Raw genomic sequence first — 22,201 nt, 5'->3', positions numbered from 1 at the left:
CGACCGGCTCCGGGCGTGCCGGGCGGTTGAGTTTTGGCCTGACCTTTATATCATCGGCCCGAACCAACGGAAACGGCGGAAGCCGGGAACCGGATCACACGACGGGTGATGAGGCGCGATGACGGACACGAGACCCTCGGATGATGCTCCGCAGGTCGCCGGACTGCGACAGAGGCCGACTCGATGAGCGCGCCCGTGCGGTACGAGGCGGACGACCACGGCGTCCTGACGCTGGTTCTCGACCGGCCCGAGAGCCGCAACGCACTGACCGACGAGCTGCTCGACGCGCTGCTCGCGGCCCTGGACCGAGCCCGCGCCGACGACACCGTCCGCGTCGTGGTCCTCGCCTCCGCGCACGAGCGGGTCTTCTCGGCCGGCGGCGACCTCAAGGCCTTCGCCTCGGACGCGCCGACCGTGGAGAAGTACGCGGGTCTCGACCGCTTCCCGCGCCTGTACACCGCCCTCGGCGAGCTGGGCAAGCCGGTGATCTGCGCCGCCGGCGGAGACGTGCTCGCGGGCGCGTTCGGCCTGGCCCTGGCCTGCGACCTGGTCATCGCACGCCGAGGGGTGCGGTTCGGCTGTCCCGAGATCAACGTCGGAGTGTTCCCGTTCATGATCTCGGCCCTGATCTACCGCTCGATCGACCGGATGAAGGCGAACGAGCTCATGATGCTCGGCGACCCGATCGACGCGGACGAGGCGGCCCGGCTCGGGTTCGTCAACGTCGTCGTCGAGGCCGAGGAGTTCGAGGCGACGGTGCGGGACTGGGCGCGGAGGGTTGCCGCCAAATCGCCGCTGCTGATGCGTCTGGGCAAGGACGCGATCGCGGCGACCCGGGACATGGCTCTGCCCGAGGCCCTCGACGCTCTCCGGTCCCGGCTCGCGCTGGCGTTCACCACCGAGGACATCCGGGAGGGTGTGGCCGCCTTCCGCGAGAAGCGCGACCCGGTCTGGCGGATGCGTTAGCGAGGCTCCTTCCCGATCGAGGGCGCCCCGGCCGCAGCGACTCGGAGGCCGGTGATCCCGGCCGCGGCCGGTCACTCGGAACGGGGCGGGGCGGGGCAGGGCAGGGCTTGTCCTCTGTGGGGCAGCATCTCGAAGGGGAGCGGCTCAGCCTCCGTGAGGCCAAGCCCGCCATGGTCGGCAGCGGCACCTCGGAGATCCAGCCCATCATCGCGAAGGAGATGGGCCCGTAGGTCCGGGGAGGCAGGGTTCGACGGCGAGCCCCACCGACGACACCCTCGACCGCGGCGTCGTCTTCGGGCCCGGCCCCCGCACGACCCCGCAGGCGGGTCGCGTGGTCGTCGTTTTTGTGGTCGACGGCCGAGTGGTTCGACTTCTCCATCCGCGGCAGCGCAACGAGCCGGTCTTCGCGAAGCATCTTCTCCGGACGTCGACCCGTCTGGAGTTCCTCGCCGCCCTCGACACCATGACCGGTGGGTTCGTTCGTCGTCCGCAGGAGCTCGGGTGGCGAACCCCGTTCTTCCCGTCCGACCTGCTGATGGGCGTCGCATCGTGGAACCGAGTGGGCGCCGCCGAGCCCGCAGGCGGCGGCGAAGCGGGACAGCTCGTCAAGATCAGAACCGAGGCGACCCGTCGAACCCAGTCGTCCGGTACGAGGCGGCGCCCTCTGGTGTCGAGCGAGCGTGTCGACGGAGCTCACCGAGCGCCTTGGGGCGCGCTCGCGTTCCGATCCGGCGAGCGCGGCTTGACAGTGTTGCCAGCGTCACGCCAGTCTGGGGTCATCGTTATCAGTGAACGTCGTGGTGGGCAAAAGGGCGGAAGGGGGTGAGGGGATGAAGCCGGCACCGTTCGAGCACTGGGCCCCGACCTCGGTCGACGAGGCGGTGAAGATTCTCTCCGGGTTGGACGACCCGGGTGAGGCGAAGGTCATGGCGGGTGGCCAGAGCCTGATGCCGCTGCTGAACCTGCGGCTGAGCCAGCCGCAGCACGTGGTCGACCTGAACGCGGTCACGGGCCTCTCCGAGATCCGGCGCGACGGTGAGGTCCTCACGGTCGGGGCGATGTGCCGGCAGCGTGCGGCCGAACGCTCCGACGAGGTCGCGACAGCTGTCTCGCTGCTCGTCGAGGCACTCGGCAACGTCGGACACCCCGCGATCCGCAACCGCGGCACCGTCGGCGGCAGCATCGCCCACGCCGACCCCGCCGCCGAGCTCCCCACGGTCGCCCTCTGCCTCGACGCCGAGCTGGTCGCGCAGGGACTCGCGGGGGAGCGCACGATCGCCGCCGCGAACTTCTTCGAGGGCTTCCTCTCCACGGCGCTGACCGAGGAGGAGATCCTTACCGCCGTGCGGTTCCCCGTGGACCCTCCCGGCAGCGGATCAGCATTCGTGGAGGTCGCGCGCCGGCACGGAGATTTCGCGATGGCCGGCGTGGCCGTCCACGTCCGGCTGTCCGGCGACACGATCGCGCAGGCTCGGATCGCCGTGTCCGGGGTCGGGCTCACCCCGGTCCGCGCGACGGACGCCGAAGCCACGCTGCAGGGTGCCGCCCCCGGGGAGGAGGCCTTCGCCGCCGCGGCCGCCGCCACCTCGGCGGCCCTGAACCCCGCCTCGGACCTCCACGCGTCCGGTGCCTACCGCAAGCACGTGGCCGGCGTCCTCGTCCGGCGCGCCCTGGCCACGGCCACCGACCGCGCTGTCCAGACCAGAGGGGAGAACCGGTGAGCGAGCGGGAGATCACGGTGACCGTCAACGGGGCGGTCCGGAAGGCGACCGTCGAGCCCCGCCGCACGCTCGCGGACTTCCTGCGCCACGACCTCGGCCTCACCGCCACCCACCTGGGGTGCGAGCACGGGGTCTGCGGGGCGTGCACGGTCCTGCTCGACGGCGAGACCGTCCGCTCCTGCCTCGCCCTGGCCGTTCACGCCGATGGTCACGAGGTCACCACCGTGGAGGGCGTCGCGCCGCCCGGCGAGATGCATCCCGTGCAGGCCGCGTTGTGGGAGAGCGGCGCCTTCCAGTGCGGCTTCTGCACGCCCGGATTCGTCATGGCGATCTACGGGATGGAGCAGGAGCAGCGCGCCGGTCTCCCGTGCCCGCGGTCGCGCGCCGAGATCCGCGAGGAGCTGTCCGGCAACATCTGCCGCTGCTCCGGCTACCAGAAGATCATCGACGGCGCCGAGGCCGTCCTCGCGGGGGAGGACCGATGAGTTCGAGCGTGGTCGGCGGCATCGTCGGCGCGGCGGTCAAGCGCCGCGAGGACGTCCGCATCCTCACCGGGACCGGCCGCTACATCGACGACGCCGGCGACCGCTCCACCTTGACGGCCCACTTCGTCCGCAGCACCGTCCCGCACGGCCGGATCAGGGAGTTGAACGTCGACGCCGCTCGCGAGCTGGACGGCGTCGTCGCCGTCATCACCGGGGCCGACATGGCCGCGTTCACCAACCCGCTCGCCCTCGGCGCGCCGATCCCCGGACTCAACAGCGCGCCCTACCCGGCGCTGGCCGTGGACACCGTGCGGTACGTGGGCGAGCCGCTCGCGCTCGTCGTCGCTGCGGACCGGTACGTCGCCGAGGACGCTGCCGGCCTGATCGAGATCGACTACGACCTGCTGGACCCTGTCGTGAGCAGCACGGACGCGCTTACCCAAGGAGCGCCGCAGCTGTTCGAGGAGGTCCCCGGCAACGTCGTGTACTCCGGCGGGTTCGAGGAGGGGGACGTCGACAAGGCGTTCGCGGAGGCCGACCACGTCCTCACCGACCGCATCGACCAGCACCGCTGGGGCTGCGCGCCGATGGAGGGCCGCGGCGGCGTGGCCACCTTCGACCGCTCGACCGGGCAGCTGACGTACGAGGCCTCCACCCAGACGTCGCACCTGCTGCGGCTGCTCGTGTCCGGCTTCATCAACCAGCCGATCCACCTCATGCGGGTCGTGACCAGCGACATCGGCGGCAGCTTCGGCCTCAAGTTCTCGATCTACCGGGAGGACGTGGCGCTCTGCGCGGCCGCCAAGCACCTCGGCGCCTCGCTGAAGTGGGTCGAGGACCGCAACGAGAACCTGACAGCGGGTGGGGCGGCCCGGGACGAGACGGTCACGATCGAGGCCGCGGTGAAGGCGGACGGCACGCTGCTCGGGCTCAAGGCCGACATGGTGATGAACTCCGGCGCCTACCCGATCATGCCGCCGGCTCCGGTCGTCACGAACATCGCCGGGTACATGCTGCCCGGGCCCTACCGGGTCCCCGCCTACCGGTTCCACGCCACGGCGGTGGCGACCAACAAGGCGTCCTACATCTCGTTGCGCGGGCCGTGGGCGGTGGAGACACTGATCCGCGAGCGGATGATGGACCTGATCGCCGCGAAGGTGGGGATGTCGCCGGTCGAGGTGCGGCAGCGCAACCTGGTTCCACTGGCCGAACAGCCCGTGACCGCCGGTGGCGGCTTCACGATGGAGGGCGTCACTGCCACCGAGACCTTCGAGAAGCTCGTCTCGATGATCGACTTCGACGCCTTCCGCGCCGAGCAGAAGGCGGCGCTCGCCGAGGGCAGGCTGCTCGGGCTCGGCGTCGCCACCTTCTACGAGCCCGCCCCGGGGACGCCCGAGTTCTGGGGCAAGATCGGCTTCCCGTTCGGCGCGGAGCCGGTGCGGCTGCGGATCGAGCCGGACGGGCACGTCACCGCCTTCACCACACAGATCCCGCACGGCCAGGGGCACGAGACCACCCTCGCGCAGGTCGTGGCCGAGGAGATGGGCGTGGCGTACGAGGACGTCCGGATCGTCTTCGGGGACACCGACGCCACCGTCTTCACCATGATCGGCACCGGCGGCTCCAAGGCCGGGATGATGGCCACGGGTGGCGCCATGGTCGCCGCCCGCGAGGTGAAGGCGCGGGTGCTGCAGATAGCCGCGGCGATGCTGGAGGCGAACCCGGACGACCTGCAGATCCAGGACTCCGTGATCTCGGTGAAGGGGGCGCCGGGCTCGAAGGTACCGCTCGCCGAGCTCGCGATGGGCTGCTACATGGCCCCCGGCATGATGCCGCCGGGCGTCGATCTGAATCTCGAGGCCACCGCGGTCTACGACGGCGAGAACGGTGGCTGGGGCCAGGGCAGCCACGCTTGCTGGGTGGAGATCGACCAGGAGACCGGCAAGATCACCATCCCGCGCTACCTGGTCGTGGAGGACTGCGGAAAGATCATCAATCCGTCGGTCGTCGACGGTCAGGTGATCGGCGGGGTGGCAATGGGCCTCGGTGGGATGTTGCTGGAGCACTCCGCCTACGGCGAGGACGGCCAGTACCTCGCCGGCACGTTCATGGACTACCTCATGCCGAGCGCCCCCGAGGTGCCGGAGATCGAGATCGTCCACATGGAGTTCGAGACGCCCACGATGGTGGGCTCGCGCGGGGTCGGCGAGGGCGGCACCGTGCTCGCCCCGGCCGCCCTGCTCAACGCCGTCGACGACGCCTTCGCCCAGGTCGGCGGCAAACGGATCACCGCGACGCCGCTCACCCCCACGCGGGTGCTGGAGGCCTTGGGCGTGATCGACGGCTGACCGTCGCGGACTCCCGCGCCGGCGCGGCCTCACGCTGGCCTGGCAGCACTCGGACCCGGCGCTCGCCACGGTGACCGTGCGCCACCTGCGCCCGGCCGCGGCCGAGCTGTACCTCCGGACGGTCGTGGACCACCTCGGGCTTTCCGTCGCCCTCGTCCGGGGCGAGGCGCGCGCAACACCGCGGACAAGCTGTGCGTCGCCGCGACCCTGACCGGCCGCCCGGCCTCCGGGGCCTGAGGTGCGCCTGGCGAACGATGGGCGGAGGATCCCCCGGTCAGCCGCGAGGGTCTTGGTCGGGCAGTTGGCCGGCGGTGATCCCGCCGTCGACGACGAGGTCGGTGCCGGTGACCCAGCCCGCGGCGTCGGAGGCAAGGTACAGGTAGGCCTCGGCGACGTCGCCGGGGGAGCCGAAGCGGCGTAGCGCCGACTGGTTCGCCATCGAGTCGTGGAAGGCCTTCGGGTCCTCCTGCAGGTCGATGAACTCCTGGAACCCAGGGGTGAGGATGTAGCCGGGCGACACGCAGTTGACCCGGATGCCGAACCGGCCGCCCTCGATGGCCATGACCCGTGTGGCGGTCGCGATGCCCGCCTTGGAGGCGCCGTACCCGGCGAGTCCGTACATCGCCATCCGCCCGGTGATGGACGAGGCGTTGAGGATGACCCCGCCGCCCGACTCGGTGAACACCGGCCAGACCGCCCGCGAGGTCACGAACACCGAGCGAAGGTTCAACGTGAGCATCCGGTCCCACTGCGGCACCGTCATTTCCGACACGAACATCGGGTCCCCGTGGCCGGCGTTGTTGACCAGCACGTCGAGGCGGCCCCAGGTCGACATCACTTGGCTTACCGCCGTCCCCACGGCGTCCTCGTCGGTGACGTCGACGGTCAGCGGCAGCGCCTCGCCGCCGTCCGCCTCGATGACCGTCGCGATGCCCCTGGCCGCGTCGGCGTCGAGCTCGAAGACGGCCACCTTGGCGCCCTCGGCGGCGAACCGGCGGGCCGTCTCCCAGCCGATCCCGGCGCCCGCCCCGGTGACCACCACGACCTTCCCGGTGAACCGCATCGCGGTGGGGTGAACAGGGGGAACAGTCATTCGGATCCACTCCTTCATGGGCCGACCGAGCGATCGCTCGGGTGGACTGTTGCAATTCCTTGCGAGGTGTGTCAAGTTGTCCTCCGCCGGCTGTGACGGAGCCACCGAGCCTCGCCTCGATCACCGATGGACGGCTGGCTGCCAGCGACTTTCCGATCGGACGTAAAGGAGCACGACGCCGTGAACCGTTATCTCGAGGCGTTTCGGGATTGTCTGCAAGTGATCGCCGATGCGGGTGAGGCGGAGAAGGATCCGCACCGCCGGGCGATTCTCGACAATTTCCTGCGGCACGCGGGCCTGGAGTTCTCTGGGCAGGATGAGAAGATCCTGACCCCGGCGATGACCGTCGAGCAGCCCGTCTACCACGTGAAGTGGGGGCCGGACCTTGCCACGTACGAGGGCATGGACGCGGTGCAGGGCTACTACAACGCGGTGAACGAGGTCGTCTCGACCTTCCAGGACCACACCTGCTGGGTGAACGACTGGGGCATCGCCTCGTACTCGAAGTTCGTCAGGTTCACGACCGGAAGGGTGCTCGCCGGCGAGGGCGCAGACCTGCCCGCGGACGATCGTACCTACGCGCAGCTGCTGCCGATGGCGATGTTCTGGAAGTACGACGAGAACGCGAAGCTCGTCGGCGAGGACGTCTTCATGCTCACCGATCCCACCTACGAGGAGATCGCCGAGGGCGAGATGTTCGAGGTCGCCGACCTGCACGCAGTGGCGCGGTCGTTCCTGCGGGACTGAGCTCCCGCGGGTTGCGCGGGTCCGAACTGCGGCCGGGTGCGGCCGCGAGGAGAGGTGTGGGCGTGGCGAGGTCCGTCGCCGATCAGCAGGAGGACGCCGAGAACGTCGGCGCCCGGCTCGAGCGGTTCGTCCGCGACCGGGTCGCGGGAGCCGGGGACGTCAGGATCACCGGCCTGACCCGGACGTTTGGCGGGCTGTCCCGGGAGAACTGGGTGTTCCGTGCCGCCTGGACGGACGCGGACGGAACGCACGACCAGCCGCTGATCATGCGGCGGGACCCGGCGGGCAGCCTGCTCGACACCGACCGCCGCGAGGAGTTCGCGGTCCTGCGGGCGCTGGAGGCCACCGACGTGGCCGCCCCGCGCGCGTTCTGGCTGGACGAGGACGGCTCGGTACTGGGCAGCCCGTCGCTGGTGATGGAGCGGGTCGCGGGGGAGTGCGACTGGTTCGTGCTCAACTCCGACCGCCCGGAACCGGTACGGCTGGGGTTTGCACGCGGATTCCTCGAGATGCTCGTGCGGATCCAGCAGGTCGACTGGCGGGGCCTCGGACTCGACGCCGTGCTGAAGGACCCCGGTTGCCATGCCGCGGCGGCCGAGCTCGACCGCTGGGAGGGCGAGCTGCGCCGGGTCGCGTTGGAGCCGGTCCCGGAGCTGGAGGTCGTGCTGCGCTGGCTGCGCGAGCGCGCCCGGCCCTGCACCCGGACCGTGCTCGTGCACGGGGACTTCAAGCCGGGCAACGCGCTGCTGCTCGACGACCGGATCTCGGCGATGTTGGACTGGGAGACCGCCCACCTGGGTGATCCGCTCGAGGACCTCGGGTGGATCACCAATCCCGTGCGGGCCCGGGAGCACCAGATCAGCAGGCTGTGGGAGCGCGAGCGGATCGTCGAGGTCTACACGGAGCTGACCGGTCACGCCGTGGACCCCGACGAGTTGACCTGGTGGAACGTCTTCTCCTGCTGGAAGCTGGCCGTGATCGTGCTGACCGGGATGCACGAGTTCGTCGCCGGCCGGTTCGACCGCGTGCACCACAGCCCGACGTGGCTGGTGCGGGCGATGCTGCGGATGATCGAGGAGGGCGCACGGTGAGGCCGACGATCACCGAACAGCTGCAGGGGACCTGCGCGGTCCTGGAACGGGTGGTGGCCCCCGAGGTCGCCGGAACCCCGGCGGCCGAGGTCCTGCGGGATCTGGTCCGCAACCTGCGCACGTTGGGCGAGAGCTGGACCGCCGACCTGCCGTTCCAGCACTGGGACATCCGGGAGACCGCGGCGCTGCTCGAGCGGCTGAGCGCGATCGTGCCCGGCCCGCTGGCACAGCGGATCGCGGCCGTGGGCCCCGACCCGGACCCGATCGACGCCGTCGCGGTGGACGCGCGGGCCGTCGAGCTGCGCGGGCTCCTTGCCGAGGCCGTGCGGGTGGTCGACACCGACACCCCGGAGCACGGCGCCGTCGTCGCCCACCTGACGGAGCGGACCCGCCGCTACCCGCTGCGCATGGTGCCGGACACCCCGAGGTCGGCGGGCTGACGTGCTGACCAGCCTCGACGACACCCTCTGGCACCAGCTCCCGACCACCTTCGACCACGTCGGGACCAGCGACCCCCGCTTCTTCGACCGCTACTGGTTCGCCGGCTACGCCCCGGACGGCTCCGCGGCGGTGCAGGTGACCATGGGCGCCTACCGCAACATGAACGTCCTCGACGGCGGCGCGGTCGTCGTGCACCGGGGTCGGCAGTACAACGTCCGCGTGTCGCGCTCCCTGGGACACGAGGTCGACACCGTCTGCGGACCGCTGCGGGTGCGGCCGACCGTGCCCCTGCAGGAGTTCCGGATCACGATCGAGCCGGGGGAGCACGGCATCTCCGGCGAGCTGACGTGGAGCGGGGTGCTGCCGGCCGCCGAGGAGCGCCCGCACTTCGCACGCCGCCGGGGCCGCGTCACCGAGGACTACCGGCGTTTCGACCAGATCGGCACCCTCCGAGGGGGCCTGACCGTGGGTGGCGAGTGGATCGACGTCGCGGACTGGTGGTCCTGCCGGGACCACTCCTGGGGTGTGCGCCCACGGATGGGGATCAGGGAGCCGGTCACCGGGCCGAAGGAGGACCTGGGGCAGCGGGGCTTCGCCATGGCCTTCCTCTTCTTCGCCACCGACGCCGTGGCCGGGCATGTGCTGTTCGAGCGCCGCGGGGAGGATCCGGGCTACCTGACCGGGGACCTCGCGCCGCGCGACGGGGCGTCGGCGGTGCAGTCCGTCTCGGGTACCGAGCTGGAGGTGGCCCTGCACGAGGGCACCCGGCGCTTCCGCGACTGCACGCTGGGCGCGACGCTCGACGACGGCGGCGCGGTCACCTTCCGCTGCACGGCCCTCGGGCCGGCGATCGCGATGCAGGGCCTCGGCTACTCGGGCGGCTACGCCGACCGTGGCGGGCTCGGCGTCTGGCGCGGCGAGGAGGTCCTCGAGCACGACGTCTGGGACGTCTCGCACCCCTCGGTGATCGAGTACCCGGACGGCCGCACGAACGAGCACTGGCACCGGATCCAGCCGGTCGCCGTGGAGCTCGAGCGTGCCGGCGCGGTGAGCCGCGGGCAGGGGAGCATGACGTTGATCCTGAGCGGGAGGCTGCCGTGGCTGGGCCTGACGTGAGCGCCGACGCGACGGCTGACGTGACCGGCGAGGAGCTCCCGCTCGCCGGGATCCGCGTGCTGGAGCTCGCCCAGATGGTCGCCGGGCCGTCGGCGGGCCTGCTGCTCGCGGACTACGGCGCCGACGTGATCAAGGTCGAGCCCCCGCAGGGCGACGGCGGGCGGCAGCTCCGCTCGCTCGCCGCCGCCGGGTTGCCGGACTCGCCGGTCTTCGTCGGCTACAACCGCGACAAGCGGCTGATCCGGCTGGACCTGCGCAGCGCCGAGGGTCGGGCGAAGGTCCTCGACCTGGTGGATCAGGCGGACGTGGTGATCGAGGCCGCCCGCCCCGGTGCGATGGAGCGGCTGGGTCTCGGCGCGGACGAGCTGCTCGCCCGCAATCCGCGGCTCGTGTACGCGTCGGTCTCGGGCTTCGGGCGCGGGCCGGTCGGCCGCACGCGGGGCGGCGTCGACATCGTCGTACAGGCCGAGAGCGGCATCATCTCGACCACCGGCTACCCGGACCGGCCCGGAACCAAGATCGGATTCACCGCGGTGGACGCCGCCTGCGGGCACACGCTGTGCCACGGCATCCTGGCGGCGCTGTTCCGCCGCGAGCGCAGCGGCCGCGGGGACGTGGTGCGGGTCAGCCTCTACGACGTGGGCCTGCACCTGCAGACCGGTCCGCTCACCGAGTACCTGATGACCGGCGTCCAGACCCCGCGCGCGGGCAACAGCGCCCCCCTCACCGCCCCCGCGGACCTGCTCCGCTGCGCGGACGGGGAGATCATCGTCAGCGCCTACCTGGACCCGCACTGGCGCGCGTTCACCCGGACCCTCGGCGCCCCCGAGCTGGTCGACGATCCGCGCTTCGCCGACGGCGTGCTCCGGGCCCGGCACCGCGCCGAGCTCGTGGAGCTCCTGGAGAAGCGGCTCGCGGCGGGGACCGTGGCGGAGTGGGTCGCCCGGCTGAGCGCGGTGGGCGTGCTGGTCGCCGAGGTGAAGGACTACGCCGGGGTGGTCGCGGACCCGCTGGCCGCCGAGAGCGGGTTGCTGCGACGGGTCGGTCCCGACCACGGCGTCGCGAGCCCGGTCCGGTTGGAGCACACGCGGGAACGGGAGCTGCGGCCACGCCGCGAGCTGCAGGCCGACGACGTCCGGTTCGGCTCGTGAGCGGCGATCTGGACGTGCTGCTCGACGGGATGACCGGTGGCGAGCGCGTCGCCGAGGTGCCGGTCAGCGAGCATGCGATCCGCACGTGGTGCGCGGCGATCGGCGAGACGGACCCGCGCTGCTTCGGCCCGGACGCCGTCGCGCCACCGGCGATGCTGCAGACCTGGACCATGCCGATCAGCGGGCGCGAGAACCGCCCGACCCTGCACGCCCGCGTGCGGACCGCCGCCCGTGAGGCCGGGCTCGGCGCCGTCGTCGCGACGAACTACGACCAGGAGTACCTGCGGCCCGTCCGGCCGGGGATGCTGCTGCGGGAACGGTCCTGGATCGAGGCCGTGTCGCCGCCGAAGGACACCGCCCTGGGCCGCGGCCGGTTCGTCACGATCGGCTTCGAGGTGGGGGACGACGACGGCCCGGTCGGCCGGATGCGCGCCCGCACCCTCTACTTCGACCCCGCCCCCGCGCGCCGCGCGCCCGCGGGACGGCCCGAGCCGGCACCCGGCGCCCACGAACCGCTGGTCGTGCCCATGAGCCGCACGCTCATCGTCTCGGCCTCGCTCGCCTCGAACGACCACGAGCCGGTGCACCACGACCATGAGGTCGCCCACGCCCAGGGGCTGACCGACATCATCGCCTCTATCGTCACCACGGCCGGCCTGGTCCAGCGCTACGCCGGCGCACTGGTGCCGAAGGGGCGGTGCACCGCGCTGCGGTTGCGGCTCGCGCTCCCGTGCTTCCCGGGCGACGAGCTCGTCCTGCGCGGACGAACCAAGCCCGTGGGCGGCAGCTGTGCGGTGACGGTGACCGGTGATCACGCCCGCGGCCGCCACGTCTCCGCCGAGGTCGCCTACGATCGCGGTCCGGGACCAGAGGGGACGCCATGACCGAGACGGAGGCGCGCACCGTCGCAACGTCCGACTGGCGCACCTACACCCACGACCGCACGCTGCCCGACGTGCTCGACGCCGCGCTCGACGTGTTCGTCCGCTTCGGCTACCACGGGACGACGGTGCGGGCGATCGCGGCCAAGGCGGGGTTGTCGGTCCCGGGGCTCTACCACCATTACCCGAGCAAGCAGGAGATCCTCGCGACGCTGCTGCGGATGTCCAATGAGGATGTCATGGCGCGCAGCCGGGCGGCGCTCGCGGATGCCGGGGACGATCCGCGGGACCGGTTCACCGCGCTCGTCGAGAACATCGTCCTCTACATGACCCACCGGCGACGACTTGCCCGTGCGGCCAGGGAGATCCACGTCCTCGACGAGCCTTACCGTAGCCAGCACGTCGCGCTGCGGGACGAGCTGGAGCGCATGGTGCTCCGTGAGGTGGAGGCCGCCAGGGCCTGTGGCCGCTTCTCGACCCCGGACGCGCACGGGGCGACCCGGGCCGTCCTGGTGCTCTGCCAGGGGGTGGCCGACTGGTACACCGTGGGCGGCCCTCAGCGACCCGCGGAGATCGCGGCACAGTACGTCGGCTTCGCGCTCGCGATCGTGGGCGACCACCGTTCCGCTGTCGAGCGGTAGACGCCGCGTCGGCCCGTTGCGGCGCGCCCGGAGGGCCGAGAGGATCGCGGCATGGCGACATGGTTGATCACCGGCTGCTCCGACCGGGCTCGGCCGTTCCCTCGCGTCCGCCTCGATCGCCCGGCGGTCGGCTCCGGCCGGCGCGGCCAACTACGCGGCCAGCAAAGCGGCCCTCGAGGCGGTGGCGAGCTCGCTGCGCCTCGAGCTCGAACCCCTCGGCATCGCCGCGATGGTTGTCGAGCCGGGCGCGTTCCGCACTGACCTCGCCGACCGCTCGCCCACCCAGTCGGCCGCGCCCATCCCGGACCACGCGCAGACCGCGGGTCTGCGGCGCAGGGAGAACGACCGGTCCGACGGCCCCCAGCCCGGTGACCCCGACCGGGCGGGCGCGGCGATCCTCACGGCGGTCGAGGCGCCGAAACCGCCGGCCCTGGCCTTGGTCGTCGTCCGCATCGTGCGGGTGAGCCCGTCGACTCCCTTGTCCGGTAACGCCTCCTGGTCGACGACGACGAGCCGGTCCGAGTCCCGCCGAACGTCCGGATCCGGCTGCCCCCCTCGGACCGCGGACCAGCGAAGGGTCGGCGCACAGCCGTCGTACCGAGCTGTGGTCGCCCGCTCCGATGACAAGGGCGAGGAGTCCCACCCCGACCGCCCGTGCACCGGCAGGCGGCCTCGGCCCGGAGCCGCCGCGGTGCGGCGAGGGCTTCCGTTCACCGAATCCATGTATATAGTAATCCTCAGTAGGAGGTGTGATGCAGCAGGCTTATGTGGTGGATGCGGTCCGGTCCCCGATGGGGAAGGGCAAGCCAGGAGGGGCACTCTCGGGGTTGCACGCGGTGGACCTACTGGCACAGACGATCGCCGGTCTGATCCGCCGTACCGGGATTGATCCCGGACGTGTGGACGACGTGGTCACGGGATGTGTCAGTCAGGCCGGCGAGCAGTCCGGCAACGTCGGACGGATGGCCTGGCTGGCGGCCGGGTTCCCGGAGCACGTCCCGGCCGTCACCGTCGAGCGCAAGTGCGGGTCGAGCCAGCAGGCGATCCACTTCGGGGCGGCGGGCATCGCCACGGGGGAGTACGACGTGGTGGTCGTGGCCGGCGTGGAGTCGATGAGCAGGGTCCCGATGGGCTGCAACAGACTGGAGGCGGACATCCACGGACCCTCGGTCACCGCGCGGTACGCCCCGGGCCTGGTGTCGCAGGGCGTCGCCGCGGAGCTGGTTGCCGCCCGGTGGAAGCTGTCACGTGAACAGCTCGACGACTACTCGGCCCGGTCGCACCGGCTGGCCGGCGCGGCGGCGGACTCGGGTGCGTTCGATCGCGAGATCGTCCCGATCACGCTGCCGGACGGCACCGTCGTCGACCGGGACGAGTCCATCCGACGGGGAACCACTGTCGAGAAGCTCGCCGGCCTGAAGGCGGCGTTCGCGGACCCGCGGGTCGCCGAGCGGTTCCCGGAGATCTCCTGGTCGGTCACGGCGGGCAACTCATCGCAGATCACGGATGGCGCCTCGGCGATCCTGCTGGTCTCCGAACGCGCAGCGGCCGAGCTCGACCTCGCCCCTCGCGCACGGTTCGCCGGTTTCGCGGTGTGCGGGGACGATCCGCTGACGATGCTCACCGCTCCCGTCCCGGCCACGCACCGCGTCCTCGACCGGAGCGGCCTGTCGATCGGTGACCTCGACCACTACGAGGTCAACGAGGCGTTCGCGTCCGTGCCCCTGGCGTGGCAGTCCGAGTTCGACGCGGATCCGGACAAGCTCAACCCGCGAGGGGGTGCGATCGCCCTCGGGCACCCGTTGGGGGCGTCCGGGGCTCGCCTGGCCACCACGATGCTCGGCGCCCTCGAATCGAGCGGCGGACGGTACGGGCTGCAGACGATGTGTGAAGCGGGCGGAATGGCCAACGCGATGATCCTCGAGCGGCTCTGACGCTCGGGCACGGGCGTCCTCGCGTCGACGGGACGCGAGTCAGGCCGACACCCCTTCGAGGAGGCGGGGATTGTGGTGATGGACCGAGGCGACCGCACGGTCGCCGACGGCGCGACCCGGACCGGGCTGTCGCTGCGCAAGATCGCAGCGGCGTCGGCCATCGGGAACCTGATCGAGATCTACGACTTCATCCTGTACTCGTTCGTCGCGGCCCTGGTGTTCGGACCGCTGTTCTTCCCCCATGCGGCGCCGTGGGCGGGAACCCTGTTCGCGATCTCCAGCCAGGCCGTCGCCTTCGTCGTCCGCCCGCTCGGGGCGATCCTGTTCGGCCGGATCGGTGACAAGCTCGGCCGCCGACGCGGGCTGATCCTGACGCTGGGCCTGATGGGTCTGACCACCGTCCTGCTCGGACTGCTGCCGACCTACGCCACGATCGGTGCGGCGGCGCCGGTCCTACTGGTCACCCTCCGTGTCCTCCAGGGACTTGCCTACGGCGGCGAGTGGGGCGGGGCGATCCTCATCGCGGTGGAGCACGCGCCGGAGCGGCGCAAGACCCTCTTCGGCGCGATCCCCCAGGTGGGCGCCACCCTCGGCGTGGGACTGGCGGCCGGCTCACTGCTGTTGGTCGGTACCGTCGTGGCGCCCGAGACCTTCCAGGCCTGGGGCTGGCGGATCCCGTTCCTCGTCGGCGCGGTGCTGATCGCGATCGGCATCGTGATCCGCACGCGCATCGAGGAGACTCCCGAGTTCGTCGAGGCCATGACGCGCTCGGAGAGCACTGCGGTGCCCCGCGCGAGCGTCGGGGTGACGTTGCGCGAGGGCAGCAAGGCCATCATCGCCATGATTCTCAACTGGCAGGCCGCCGCGATCGCGGTGCTGACCTTCGCGACCGGCCTGCTGGCCTTCGTACCCCGCCACGTGCAGGGGCTCACGGCCTCCGACGTCGAGATCGGCATGCTCATCGCCACGGTGGTGGTCGCGCCCGTGACGATCGCCTCGGCCCGGCTCGGCGCCCGCATCGGCAAGGAGCGGGTGCTGCTGATCTGCGGCATCGTCACCGTCGTCTGGGCCTTCCCCGGCTATGCGCTCGTGTCGGCGGGGTCGCCGGCACTGCTCTGGATCGGCATGACGGTCGGGTTGGTCAACTACGGACTCACCAACGGCGTCATCGGCGCGACGATGAGCGAGCACTTCCCCGTCCGACTGCGGTACTTCGGGCTCTCGTTCGCCTTCGCGATCGCTAGCGTGATCGGCGGCGCGCTGTTGCCGATCCCGGCGCTGGCGTGGGCCGAGGACCTCGGCGGCTCGACGTTGCCGCTGGCCCTGATCTTCCTGCTGGGCGGCGTGCTCACCATCGCGGGGTCGTTGTGGACCATGCGCTTGCCGAAATTCCGCGGCGCGGCGGACTCCTTCGCGGAGGCCACCCCGCCGACGACCGAGAGGACGGGCCGATGAATTCAAGCGACACCGCCGTCGACCGGGCCGGGCAGCTGCTGCCCGAAGCCCCGTGGCTGACGGCGCTCGGGGACAACGCCCCGAAGTTCACCGAAGGCCTCGCGCGGGTGGCCGACGTCATCGTCACCGACGGCGCCCTGCCCGCCGGGCTGAAAGCCCTGTTCGCAGCCGCGATCTGCGCGGTCAAGCGGGACGAAGGGCTCTTGGAGCACTTCCTCACCACGGCTCACAAGGAGGATGTCGGAGCCGACCGGGTGGCGGGCGCCGCCGTCGGGCTGCTGATCTCGCGTGGTGTGCGGCCCCACGAGCTGTTCGTCACGGCCGCCGAGCGCGCCTACGGTGGCCCGGTCGGCATCGACGCCGCGCCCGGCACGGCCGAGGCAGAGGTGGCGGGGGCCTACGCCTACTTCCAGAGCTACTTCGGCGCCGTCCCGGACTACGTGGAGCTGCTGGGCGAGCGGGCGGGCCGGGCGTTGGAGGGCTACTTCCTGATGCGCGAGGCGGCCCTCGGTGAGACGCCGCTGCCCCCACGGGACATGGAGCTGCTGCTCTGTGCGGTGAACGCCGCCGAGTACCAGGCCCGGTTCGTCGCGATCCACGCCCGCGGCGCCCGCCGGGCGGGTGCCACCGAGGAGCAGCTCGTCGAGGCGACCCTGACGGCGATGCCGTTCGCCGGGGTCGCGTCGTGGCTGCCCGCCGCCCAGGGAGTCATCGACTCGAGGGACGTGGTCGGTCCCTGACCGGCCGTCCCGAGCAGATCCGCAACGACAGGCGCGCCCGCACGGACGTGCCACGAGAGGACAAGCGTGGACATCGCAGGGATATCGGCCCTGGTGACGGGTGGAGCGTCCGGGCTGGGGCTCGCTACCGCGCACCGGCTCGTCAAGGCGGGGGCCAAGGTCGTACTGCTCGACCTGGAGTCGTCACGCGGCGCCGAGGCGGCCGCCGAGCTGGGCGGCGACGCCCGCTTCGTGCCCGGTGACGTGCGCACCGAGGAGGGCGTGGCGCCCGCGCTCGACGTGGCCGAGGAGCTCGGGCCGCTGCGCGCCGTCGTGCACTGCGCGGGCCGCGGGCACGCGATGCGCATCCTGCAGAAGGACGGCACACCCGGTTCGCTGCAGGACTACGCGTCGATCATCGACCTCAACCTGATCGGGTCGTTCAACGTCCTGCGGCTCGCGGCGGCCCGGATGGCATCCACCGAGCCGGGCGACGGTGAGCGCGGCGCGATCGTGCTGACCGCGTCGGTGGCCGCGTGGGAGGGCCAGATCGGGCAGATCCCGTACGCCTCGTCCAAGGCAGGTGTCGTCGGGATGACGCTGGTCGCCGCGCGGGACCTGGCGACCAAGCAGATCCGGGTGGCGACGATCGCCCCGGGTATCTTCGACACCCCGCTGCTGGGCAGGCTGCCGCAGGAGGTGCGGGACTCCCTGGGCAAGATGGTGCCCCACCCGAGCCGGCTGGGTACCCCGGACGAGTACGGTGCGCTCGCGCTGCACATCCTCGAGAACCCGATGATCAACGGTGAGACGATCCGGCTCGACGGCGGCATCCGGATGGCGCCGCGATGACCGAGCAGCTGACCCGGTCGGCGTACGCGGGCACCCTGCCGCTGCTCGTCGAGCGTGTCGACGGCGTAGCGGTGTTCACCCTGCACCGGCCCGAGCGGCGGAACGCCATCGACCTGGAGACGGCCTGCCTGCTCAGCACGGCCCTCGACGAGCTCGACGAGTCCGACGACCTGCGGGCCGCCGTGCTCACCGGCTCGCCGACGCTGTTCTCCGCCGGCATGGACCTCAAGGCCTTCGCGGCGACCGGACAGCGGCCGGTCGACGAACACCGCGGGGGCTTCGGGATCGTCGGGCGCCCGCCCCGGAAGCCGATCATCGCCGCGGTCGAGGGTCCGGCCCTCGGCGGCGGCTTCGAGATCGCGCTGGCCTGCGACCTCATCGTCGCGGGGGAGGGGGCGACCTTCGGCCTGCCGGAGGTGAAGCGGGGGCTCGTCGCATCCGGCGGCGGAATGCTGCGGCTGCCCCGACGGATCCCGCGCAACCTGGCCACGGAGGCTGTGCTCACCGGTCGCCCGCTCACCGCGACGCGGTGCGCGGAGCTGGGGCTGGTCAACCGCGTCGTCCCCGACGGCGGTGCGCGCGCGGCCGCGCAGGCGCTGGCCGCCGAGATCGCGCTGAACGCGCCGCTGGCGGTGCAGGCGTCCAAGGTGGTCATGGCCGAGTCCGCGCTGTGGCCCGAGGACGAGCAGTTCGCCCGGCAGGAACTCCTCATCGAGCCCGTCCGCTCCTCACAGGACGCCCGTGAGGGCGCGCGGGCGTTCGCGGAGAAGCGTCCTCCGCGCTGGCAGGGTCGCTGACGTCCCGGGATGGGAAGGGGGCCGGCGCCGTGGGCGCCGGCCCCTCTCGTTCCGGGGGCTCCGGGGTCAGCCGCGGGTCGTGGTGAGACCGAGGTGGCGGACGGCGGCGAGCCCCGCCGCATAGGCCATGGTCGCGCCGGGGCCGAGCGTCGCGCCCGCGCCCGGGTACCCGGGGCCCATCGGGTGGGCACTGGTGTTGCCTGCCGCGTAGAGCCCGGGGATGGGCTCGCCGAAGGCGTCCAGCACCTGCCCGTCCCTGTCGGTGAGGACACCGCCCTTCGTGCCGATCACCCCGGACACGACCTCGACGGCGTAGAAGGGCGGGGTCTCCACCGGACCGAGGGCCGGGTGCGGCGCGTGCTGGTCGCCCCAGTAGCGGTCGTAGGCGCTCTCTCCGCGGTGGAAGTCCGGGTCCACGCCGGCGCGGGCGCCGTCGTTGAACCGCTCCACCGTGGCCGTCAGGCCCGCCGTATCGACCTCCAGCGCCTCGGCGAGGTCGGCCAGCGACGGTGCGCTGTGAATCCACGGCGGGGTCGGCCGTCCGGCGCGGTGGGCCAGGAACCCGTATTCGCGGAGGTGGCGCTCGTCGAAGATCAGGTAGGCCGGGAGGTTGGTGTAGTCGTAGGCGCCCGGGTCGAACAGGTGGAAGGCCTTGGTCATGTCGTTGTAGTTGTGGGCCTCGTTGACGAACCGTCGCCCGTTGCGGTTGACGATCACGCTGTGCGGCCCGGTCCGCTCGAAGCGGAGCAGGGTCGCGGTCTGTGCCCCGTCCGTCTCGTCTCCCGGGACCAGGACCATCGGCCCCCACCAGGCCTCGCGCATCGACCCGAGGCCCGCACCCAGCTTGGCGGCCATGCGGATGCCGTCGCCGGTGTTGTGCGGGGGGCTGCAGCTGCCGTGCACAGGACCCGAGAGGTAGTTGTCGACCATTTCCGGCGACCACTCGAACCCGCCGCACGCGAGGACGACGACCCGGGCACGGACGTCGAGGTACGCGCCCTCCACCCCGGTGACCGCGCCGTCCGAGGTGCGGAGCCGCTCGACACCGCACCCGGTGGCCAGGGTGACGCCGAGGTCCGCGCACGCTTTGATCAACGGCGCGACCAGCGCCCGGCCGCGGGCGACCAGGCCCGCATCCGCCCGACGGCGGAGCTCGTCGGTCGGGAAGCGGGTGAAGATCCGCCACTCCTCGTACTCCCGCATGGTGAACGGGGGTCGCAGGTCGGGGCGAAGGCTCTCGGCCAGGCCGCCGAGCTGCGTGATGTCGTACGGCTCCGGGTCCAGTGAACGGCCGCCGGTGTGCGCCCCGTCCCACTCCGGGTGGTAGTCGGGGAAGTTGTCCATCGCGGCCATCCGCAGACCCGCCCGGCGCTCCAGGAAGTCCACCATCTCCGGACCCCGGTCGATCAACGCCAGCAGCACGTCGTCCGCCGTGCGGCCCGCGGTGACCGCCCGCAGGTACCGCAACGCGTCGTCCCGGTCGTCGGTGACACCGAGCTCGGCCATCCGGGAGTTCATCGGCACCCAGAACATGCCGCCGGACACCGCCGACGTCCCGCCCAGGTAGTCCGCCTTCTCGAGCACGGCGACGCGGGCGCCGGCGTCCGCGGCGGTGATCGCCGCCGTCAGCCCGATCGCGCCCGAGCCCACGACCACGACGTCGAAGTCCGGGCCGTCCGGGATCCCGCACCACACCCGCATGCTGTCCCCTCAGTCGATCTCGGCGCAGAGCGTGGTCGCGATGCCGAGCTTGAGCACCTCGGACGCGCCCTCGTAGACCCGCATCGGTCGCGCCTGCCGGTAGTAGCGCTCGATGGGCGTGTTCGCGATCAGGCCCCACCGGCCCATCACCTGCACGCAGCGGTCCACGACCCGGGTGGCGGCCTCGGTCGCGGCCACCTTGGCCATCGAGGAGCGGTTGAGGGCGGCCCGCGGGTCCTCCCGCGCGCTCGCGGCGGCCTGGTAGGTCAGCAGGCGGGCCATCTCGACGTCGTTCCAGGAGTCGGCGAGCAGCTGGGCGACCGGGCCGTGCTTGAGCAGCGGGCGGCCGAACTGCTCGCGGGTGCGGGCGTGCCGGGCGGCCTCCTCGAGTGCGCCGGTGGCCAGCCCGACCGCGGCCCCCGCGACGGAGACCCGGAACACCGCGAGCGTGGACAGGACGAGCGACATCGCCTTGCCCGGGGCACCGAGGCGGGCCTCCGCGGGCACCACGACGTCGTCGAACGTCAGGTCGCCGAGCACGTGCGGGGCGATCAGCTCGGGGCTGGGCCGGGTGGTGACCCCGGGTGCGTCGGCCGGGACCAGCACCAGCGACAGGCCCGGTCCCTCGGGCAGGTCCTCCCTGACCAGGGTGACGTAGAAGTCGGCGGCGCCGGCGTTGGAGATGAAGGTCTTCTCGCCGCGGACGACGAGCGTGCCGTCCTTGTCCGTGACCGTCGTGGACACGTTCTTCAGGTCCGATCCGGCGTTCTCCTCGGTCAGCGCCAGGCCGGCGAGGGTCTCGAGCGAGGCGACCCGGGGCAGCCACTGCCTGCGCTGTTCCTCGGTTCCCCCGCGGGTGATCGCGTAGCTGCCGATGCCCTGCAGGGCGAACAGCGAGTCGAGGTGCGACGAGGCCTTCATGAAGATCTCCCGCACCAGGCACACGGCCAGCGGGTCCACCGACTCGGACCGCCCGCCGTACACCGCGGGGACCATGAGCCCGGCGAGTCCGCTGGCCCGCAGCGCCTCCCGCACGCCCGGGTGGACCTCGCTCATCGCGTCGGCCTCGGCGGCCAGGGGGACGACCGTGGCGGCCAGTGCCCGGGCCTCGTCCTGCAGGGCACGCTCGGCGGGTCCCACACCGAACCACATCTCCGTGGAGTCCATGAATACTATGTCTATCATCTACTCGACCCCACGTCGATGGGCCGCGAGGTCCGGAACCCGGGTGTCAACCCTGAGTACGATGTCCAGGAAATAGTCGGAGCTGCAAGGGGGGATCATGACCGCCGCTCGTAGGGACGTCGCGCCGCGCTCGGGACCGGTCGGAATGCCGCCGAAGCGGGCGACGGTGATCGCCCAACGGATCGTTCGCGAGATCAAGGAGCGCAACCTCCCGCCCGGTAGTCACCTGCCGCCCGAGCGGGACATGCTCGAGACCTACAACGTCGGGCGCAACACTCTGCGTGAGGCGTTGCGGGTGCTGGAGCTGCAAGGTGTCCTCACCATCCGGCCCGGCCCGGGCGGCGGCCCGGTGATCACCTCTCCGGACTCACGGCACCTCGCCAGCACGCTGGCGTTGCTCATGCAGTTCGCCGACACGCCCTTCCGGGCCGTGATCGAGACCCGGCAGCTGCTCGAGCCGATCACCGCCCGGCTGTGCGCGGAGCGCGGGGACCAGGGCCTGCTCGCGGACCTGCGGGCCTCGGTGGATCGCATGGGCTCCGACCTGGACGACCGGGAGGCCTTCCTCGACGAGAACCGGCGTTTCCACGACCTCGTGGCCTGGGGCTCGGAGAACCCGCTGTTCGGCTACTGCATCAACTCGCTGCACTGGATCACGGACGGGACCGTGCTGGGCGTGGACTACCCGCGCCGGTTCCGCAAGCTCGTCTGGCAGGCCCACGACGAGGTCTGCATCGGCATCGAGTCCGGGGAGGGCGAGAAGGCCGAGGCGGCGATGCGCAAGCACATGGACGACACCCTGAACTACTTCGAGCGCCACTATCAGCGCCAGATGGACGAGGTGCTGAGCTGGGAGATGTACGGCACCTGACGCGTC

General features: G+C 71.9%; 21 protein-coding genes. 18 read left to right on the top strand and 3 right to left on the bottom strand.

The genetic code is table 11. The annotated features are described in order from the left end of the window. Window positions 1–183 precede the first annotated feature (183 nt). The 4 genes from ACL02T_RS33395 to ACL02T_RS33380 all read left to right on the top strand — a co-directional run bounded on the left by ACL02T_RS33395 (window position 184) and on the right by ACL02T_RS33380 (window position 5,520). Entirely contained in the window at window positions 184–966 is a 783-nt protein-coding gene (locus ACL02T_RS33395; RefSeq protein ID WP_412834820.1) for an enoyl-CoA hydratase/isomerase family protein, read from the top strand. An 830-nt stretch (window positions 967–1,796) separates the two neighbouring features. Then, window positions 1,797–2,687, top strand: a complete 891-nt coding sequence (locus tag ACL02T_RS33390; RefSeq protein ID WP_412834819.1) for an FAD binding domain-containing protein — start codon at window positions 1,797–1,799, stop codon at window positions 2,685–2,687. Continuing rightward, window positions 2,684–3,172, top strand: coding sequence for a (2Fe-2S)-binding protein (locus ACL02T_RS33385; protein WP_412834818.1), 489 nt, complete (start codon window positions 2,684–2,686; stop codon window positions 3,170–3,172). The genes ACL02T_RS33390 and ACL02T_RS33385 overlap by 4 nt, the downstream gene beginning before the upstream one ends. Further along, entirely contained in the window at window positions 3,169–5,520 is a 2,352-nt protein-coding gene (locus ACL02T_RS33380) for a xanthine dehydrogenase family protein molybdopterin-binding subunit (RefSeq protein WP_412834817.1), read from the top strand. Before ACL02T_RS33385 ends, ACL02T_RS33380 begins: the two co-directional genes overlap by 4 nt. A 274-nt stretch (window positions 5,521–5,794) precedes the next feature. On the opposite strand, the gene ACL02T_RS33375 is transcribed toward ACL02T_RS33380, so the two are convergent. Further along, a complete protein-coding gene (locus ACL02T_RS33375; RefSeq protein ID WP_412834816.1) occupies window positions 5,795–6,613 on the bottom strand; it encodes an SDR family NAD(P)-dependent oxidoreductase in 819 nt (272 codons plus the stop codon). 219 nt (window positions 6,614–6,832) lie between these two features. Here ACL02T_RS33375 and ACL02T_RS33370 point away from each other — a divergent pair, with 219 nt between their 5' ends. The 13 genes from ACL02T_RS33370 to ACL02T_RS33310 all read left to right on the top strand — a co-directional run bounded on the left by ACL02T_RS33370 (window position 6,833) and on the right by ACL02T_RS33310 (window position 18,438). Continuing rightward, the gene (locus ACL02T_RS33370; RefSeq protein WP_412834815.1) at window positions 6,833–7,360 is read left to right on the top strand and encodes a hypothetical protein; all 528 of its coding nucleotides are present in this window, start codon (window positions 6,833–6,835) and stop codon (window positions 7,358–7,360) included. A gap of 62 nt (window positions 7,361–7,422) precedes the next feature. Next, entirely contained in the window at window positions 7,423–8,451 is a 1,029-nt protein-coding gene (locus ACL02T_RS33365; protein WP_412834814.1) for a phosphotransferase family protein, read from the top strand. Further along, the gene (locus tag ACL02T_RS33360) at window positions 8,448–8,891 is read left to right on the top strand and encodes a hypothetical protein (RefSeq protein ID WP_412834813.1); all 444 of its coding nucleotides are present in this window, start codon (window positions 8,448–8,450) and stop codon (window positions 8,889–8,891) included. The genes ACL02T_RS33365 and ACL02T_RS33360 overlap by 4 nt, the downstream gene beginning before the upstream one ends. Window position 8,892: 1 nt before the next feature. Beyond that, the gene (locus ACL02T_RS33355; protein ID WP_412834812.1) at window positions 8,893–10,008 is read left to right on the top strand and encodes an Rv3169 family protein; all 1,116 of its coding nucleotides are present in this window, start codon (window positions 8,893–8,895) and stop codon (window positions 10,006–10,008) included. After that, complete coding sequence (locus tag ACL02T_RS33350) at window positions 9,990–11,159, top strand: CaiB/BaiF CoA transferase family protein (RefSeq protein ID WP_412834811.1); 1,170 nt, start codon at window positions 9,990–9,992, stop codon at window positions 11,157–11,159. The genes ACL02T_RS33355 and ACL02T_RS33350 overlap by 19 nt, the downstream gene beginning before the upstream one ends. Further along, complete coding sequence (locus ACL02T_RS33345) at window positions 11,156–12,043, top strand: MaoC/PaaZ C-terminal domain-containing protein (RefSeq protein ID WP_412834810.1); 888 nt, start codon at window positions 11,156–11,158, stop codon at window positions 12,041–12,043. The genes ACL02T_RS33350 and ACL02T_RS33345 overlap by 4 nt, the downstream gene beginning before the upstream one ends. Continuing rightward, on the top strand, window positions 12,040–12,681 hold the full coding sequence (locus tag ACL02T_RS33340; RefSeq protein ID WP_412834809.1) for a TetR/AcrR family transcriptional regulator: 642 nt from the start codon (window positions 12,040–12,042) through the stop codon (window positions 12,679–12,681). The genes ACL02T_RS33345 and ACL02T_RS33340 overlap by 4 nt, the downstream gene beginning before the upstream one ends. Before the next feature lie 115 nt (window positions 12,682–12,796). Next, window positions 12,797–13,570 carry an SDR family NAD(P)-dependent oxidoreductase gene (locus ACL02T_RS33335; RefSeq protein ID WP_412834822.1) on the top strand — a complete coding sequence of 258 codons (774 nt, stop codon included), beginning with the start codon at window positions 12,797–12,799 and terminating at the stop codon, window positions 13,568–13,570. Next, window positions 13,452–14,615, top strand: a complete 1,164-nt coding sequence (locus ACL02T_RS33330) for a thiolase family protein (protein WP_412834821.1) — start codon at window positions 13,452–13,454, stop codon at window positions 14,613–14,615. The genes ACL02T_RS33335 and ACL02T_RS33330 overlap by 119 nt, the downstream gene beginning before the upstream one ends. 78 nt (window positions 14,616–14,693) lie before the next feature. After that, window positions 14,694–16,070: an MFS transporter gene (locus tag ACL02T_RS33325; protein ID WP_412834808.1), complete on the top strand. Its 1,377-nt coding sequence runs from the start codon at window positions 14,694–14,696 to the stop codon at window positions 16,068–16,070. Beyond that, complete coding sequence (locus ACL02T_RS33320; RefSeq protein ID WP_412834807.1) at window positions 16,067–16,810, top strand: carboxymuconolactone decarboxylase family protein; 744 nt, start codon at window positions 16,067–16,069, stop codon at window positions 16,808–16,810. The genes ACL02T_RS33325 and ACL02T_RS33320 overlap by 4 nt, the downstream gene beginning before the upstream one ends. A 66-nt stretch (window positions 16,811–16,876) precedes the next feature. Continuing rightward, complete coding sequence (locus tag ACL02T_RS33315; protein ID WP_412834806.1) at window positions 16,877–17,641, top strand: SDR family NAD(P)-dependent oxidoreductase; 765 nt, start codon at window positions 16,877–16,879, stop codon at window positions 17,639–17,641. Next, entirely contained in the window at window positions 17,638–18,438 is an 801-nt protein-coding gene (locus tag ACL02T_RS33310; protein ID WP_412834805.1) for a crotonase/enoyl-CoA hydratase family protein, read from the top strand. The genes ACL02T_RS33315 and ACL02T_RS33310 overlap by 4 nt, the downstream gene beginning before the upstream one ends. 66 nt (window positions 18,439–18,504) lie before the next feature. On the opposite strand, the gene ACL02T_RS33305 is transcribed toward ACL02T_RS33310, so the two are convergent. Together ACL02T_RS33305 and ACL02T_RS33300 are read right to left on the bottom strand one after the other, a co-directional pair. Beyond that, entirely contained in the window at window positions 18,505–20,139 is a 1,635-nt protein-coding gene (locus ACL02T_RS33305) for an FAD-dependent oxidoreductase (protein WP_412834804.1), read from the bottom strand. 9 nt (window positions 20,140–20,148) lie between these two features. After that, the gene (locus tag ACL02T_RS33300) at window positions 20,149–21,306 is read right to left on the bottom strand and encodes an acyl-CoA dehydrogenase family protein (RefSeq protein WP_412834803.1); all 1,158 of its coding nucleotides are present in this window, start codon (window positions 21,304–21,306) and stop codon (window positions 20,149–20,151) included. Window positions 21,307–21,421: 115 nt separating this feature from the next. Between ACL02T_RS33300 and ACL02T_RS33295 the strand changes: the two genes are divergently transcribed. After that, complete coding sequence (locus tag ACL02T_RS33295; protein ID WP_412834802.1) at window positions 21,422–22,195, top strand: FadR/GntR family transcriptional regulator; 774 nt, start codon at window positions 21,422–21,424, stop codon at window positions 22,193–22,195. The last annotated feature ends 6 nt before the right edge of the window (window positions 22,196–22,201 follow it).

This window comes from Pseudonocardia oceanicola (genome assembly GCF_047200735.1).
GTDB lineage: Bacteria > Actinomycetota > Actinomycetes > Mycobacteriales > Pseudonocardiaceae > Pseudonocardia.
The sequence above is the reverse complement of the archived record's forward strand: the minus strand, read 5'-3'. Positions and strand labels throughout refer to the sequence as shown.

What these genes read in the sequence shown, in the direction of transcription:
- ACL02T_RS33340 (WP_412834809.1), top strand. Translation starts at nt 12,040, where the DNA reads ATGACCGAGACGGAGGCGCGCACCGTCGCAACGTCCGACTGGCGCACC.
- ACL02T_RS33395 (WP_412834820.1), top strand. Translation starts at nt 184, where the DNA reads ATGAGCGCGCCCGTGCGGTACGAGGCGGACGACCACGGCGTCCTGACG.
- ACL02T_RS33305 (WP_412834804.1), bottom strand. Translation starts at nt 20,139, where the DNA reads ATGCGGGTGTGGTGCGGGATCCCGGACGGCCCGGACTTCGACGTCGTG.
- ACL02T_RS33320 (WP_412834807.1), top strand. Translation starts at nt 16,067, where the DNA reads ATGAATTCAAGCGACACCGCCGTCGACCGGGCCGGGCAGCTGCTGCCC.
- ACL02T_RS33300 (WP_412834803.1), bottom strand. Translation starts at nt 21,306, where the DNA reads ATGGACTCCACGGAGATGTGGTTCGGTGTGGGACCCGCCGAGCGTGCC.
- ACL02T_RS33380 (WP_412834817.1), top strand. Translation starts at nt 3,169, where the DNA reads ATGAGTTCGAGCGTGGTCGGCGGCATCGTCGGCGCGGCGGTCAAGCGC.
- ACL02T_RS33375 (WP_412834816.1), bottom strand. Translation starts at nt 6,613, where the DNA reads ATGACTGTTCCCCCTGTTCACCCCACCGCGATGCGGTTCACCGGGAAG.
- ACL02T_RS33325 (WP_412834808.1), top strand. Translation starts at nt 14,694, where the DNA reads ATGGACCGAGGCGACCGCACGGTCGCCGACGGCGCGACCCGGACCGGG.
- ACL02T_RS33310 (WP_412834805.1), top strand. Translation starts at nt 17,638, where the DNA reads ATGACCGAGCAGCTGACCCGGTCGGCGTACGCGGGCACCCTGCCGCTG.
- ACL02T_RS33295 (WP_412834802.1), top strand. Translation starts at nt 21,422, where the DNA reads ATGACCGCCGCTCGTAGGGACGTCGCGCCGCGCTCGGGACCGGTCGGA.
- ACL02T_RS33390 (WP_412834819.1), top strand. Translation starts at nt 1,797, where the DNA reads ATGAAGCCGGCACCGTTCGAGCACTGGGCCCCGACCTCGGTCGACGAG.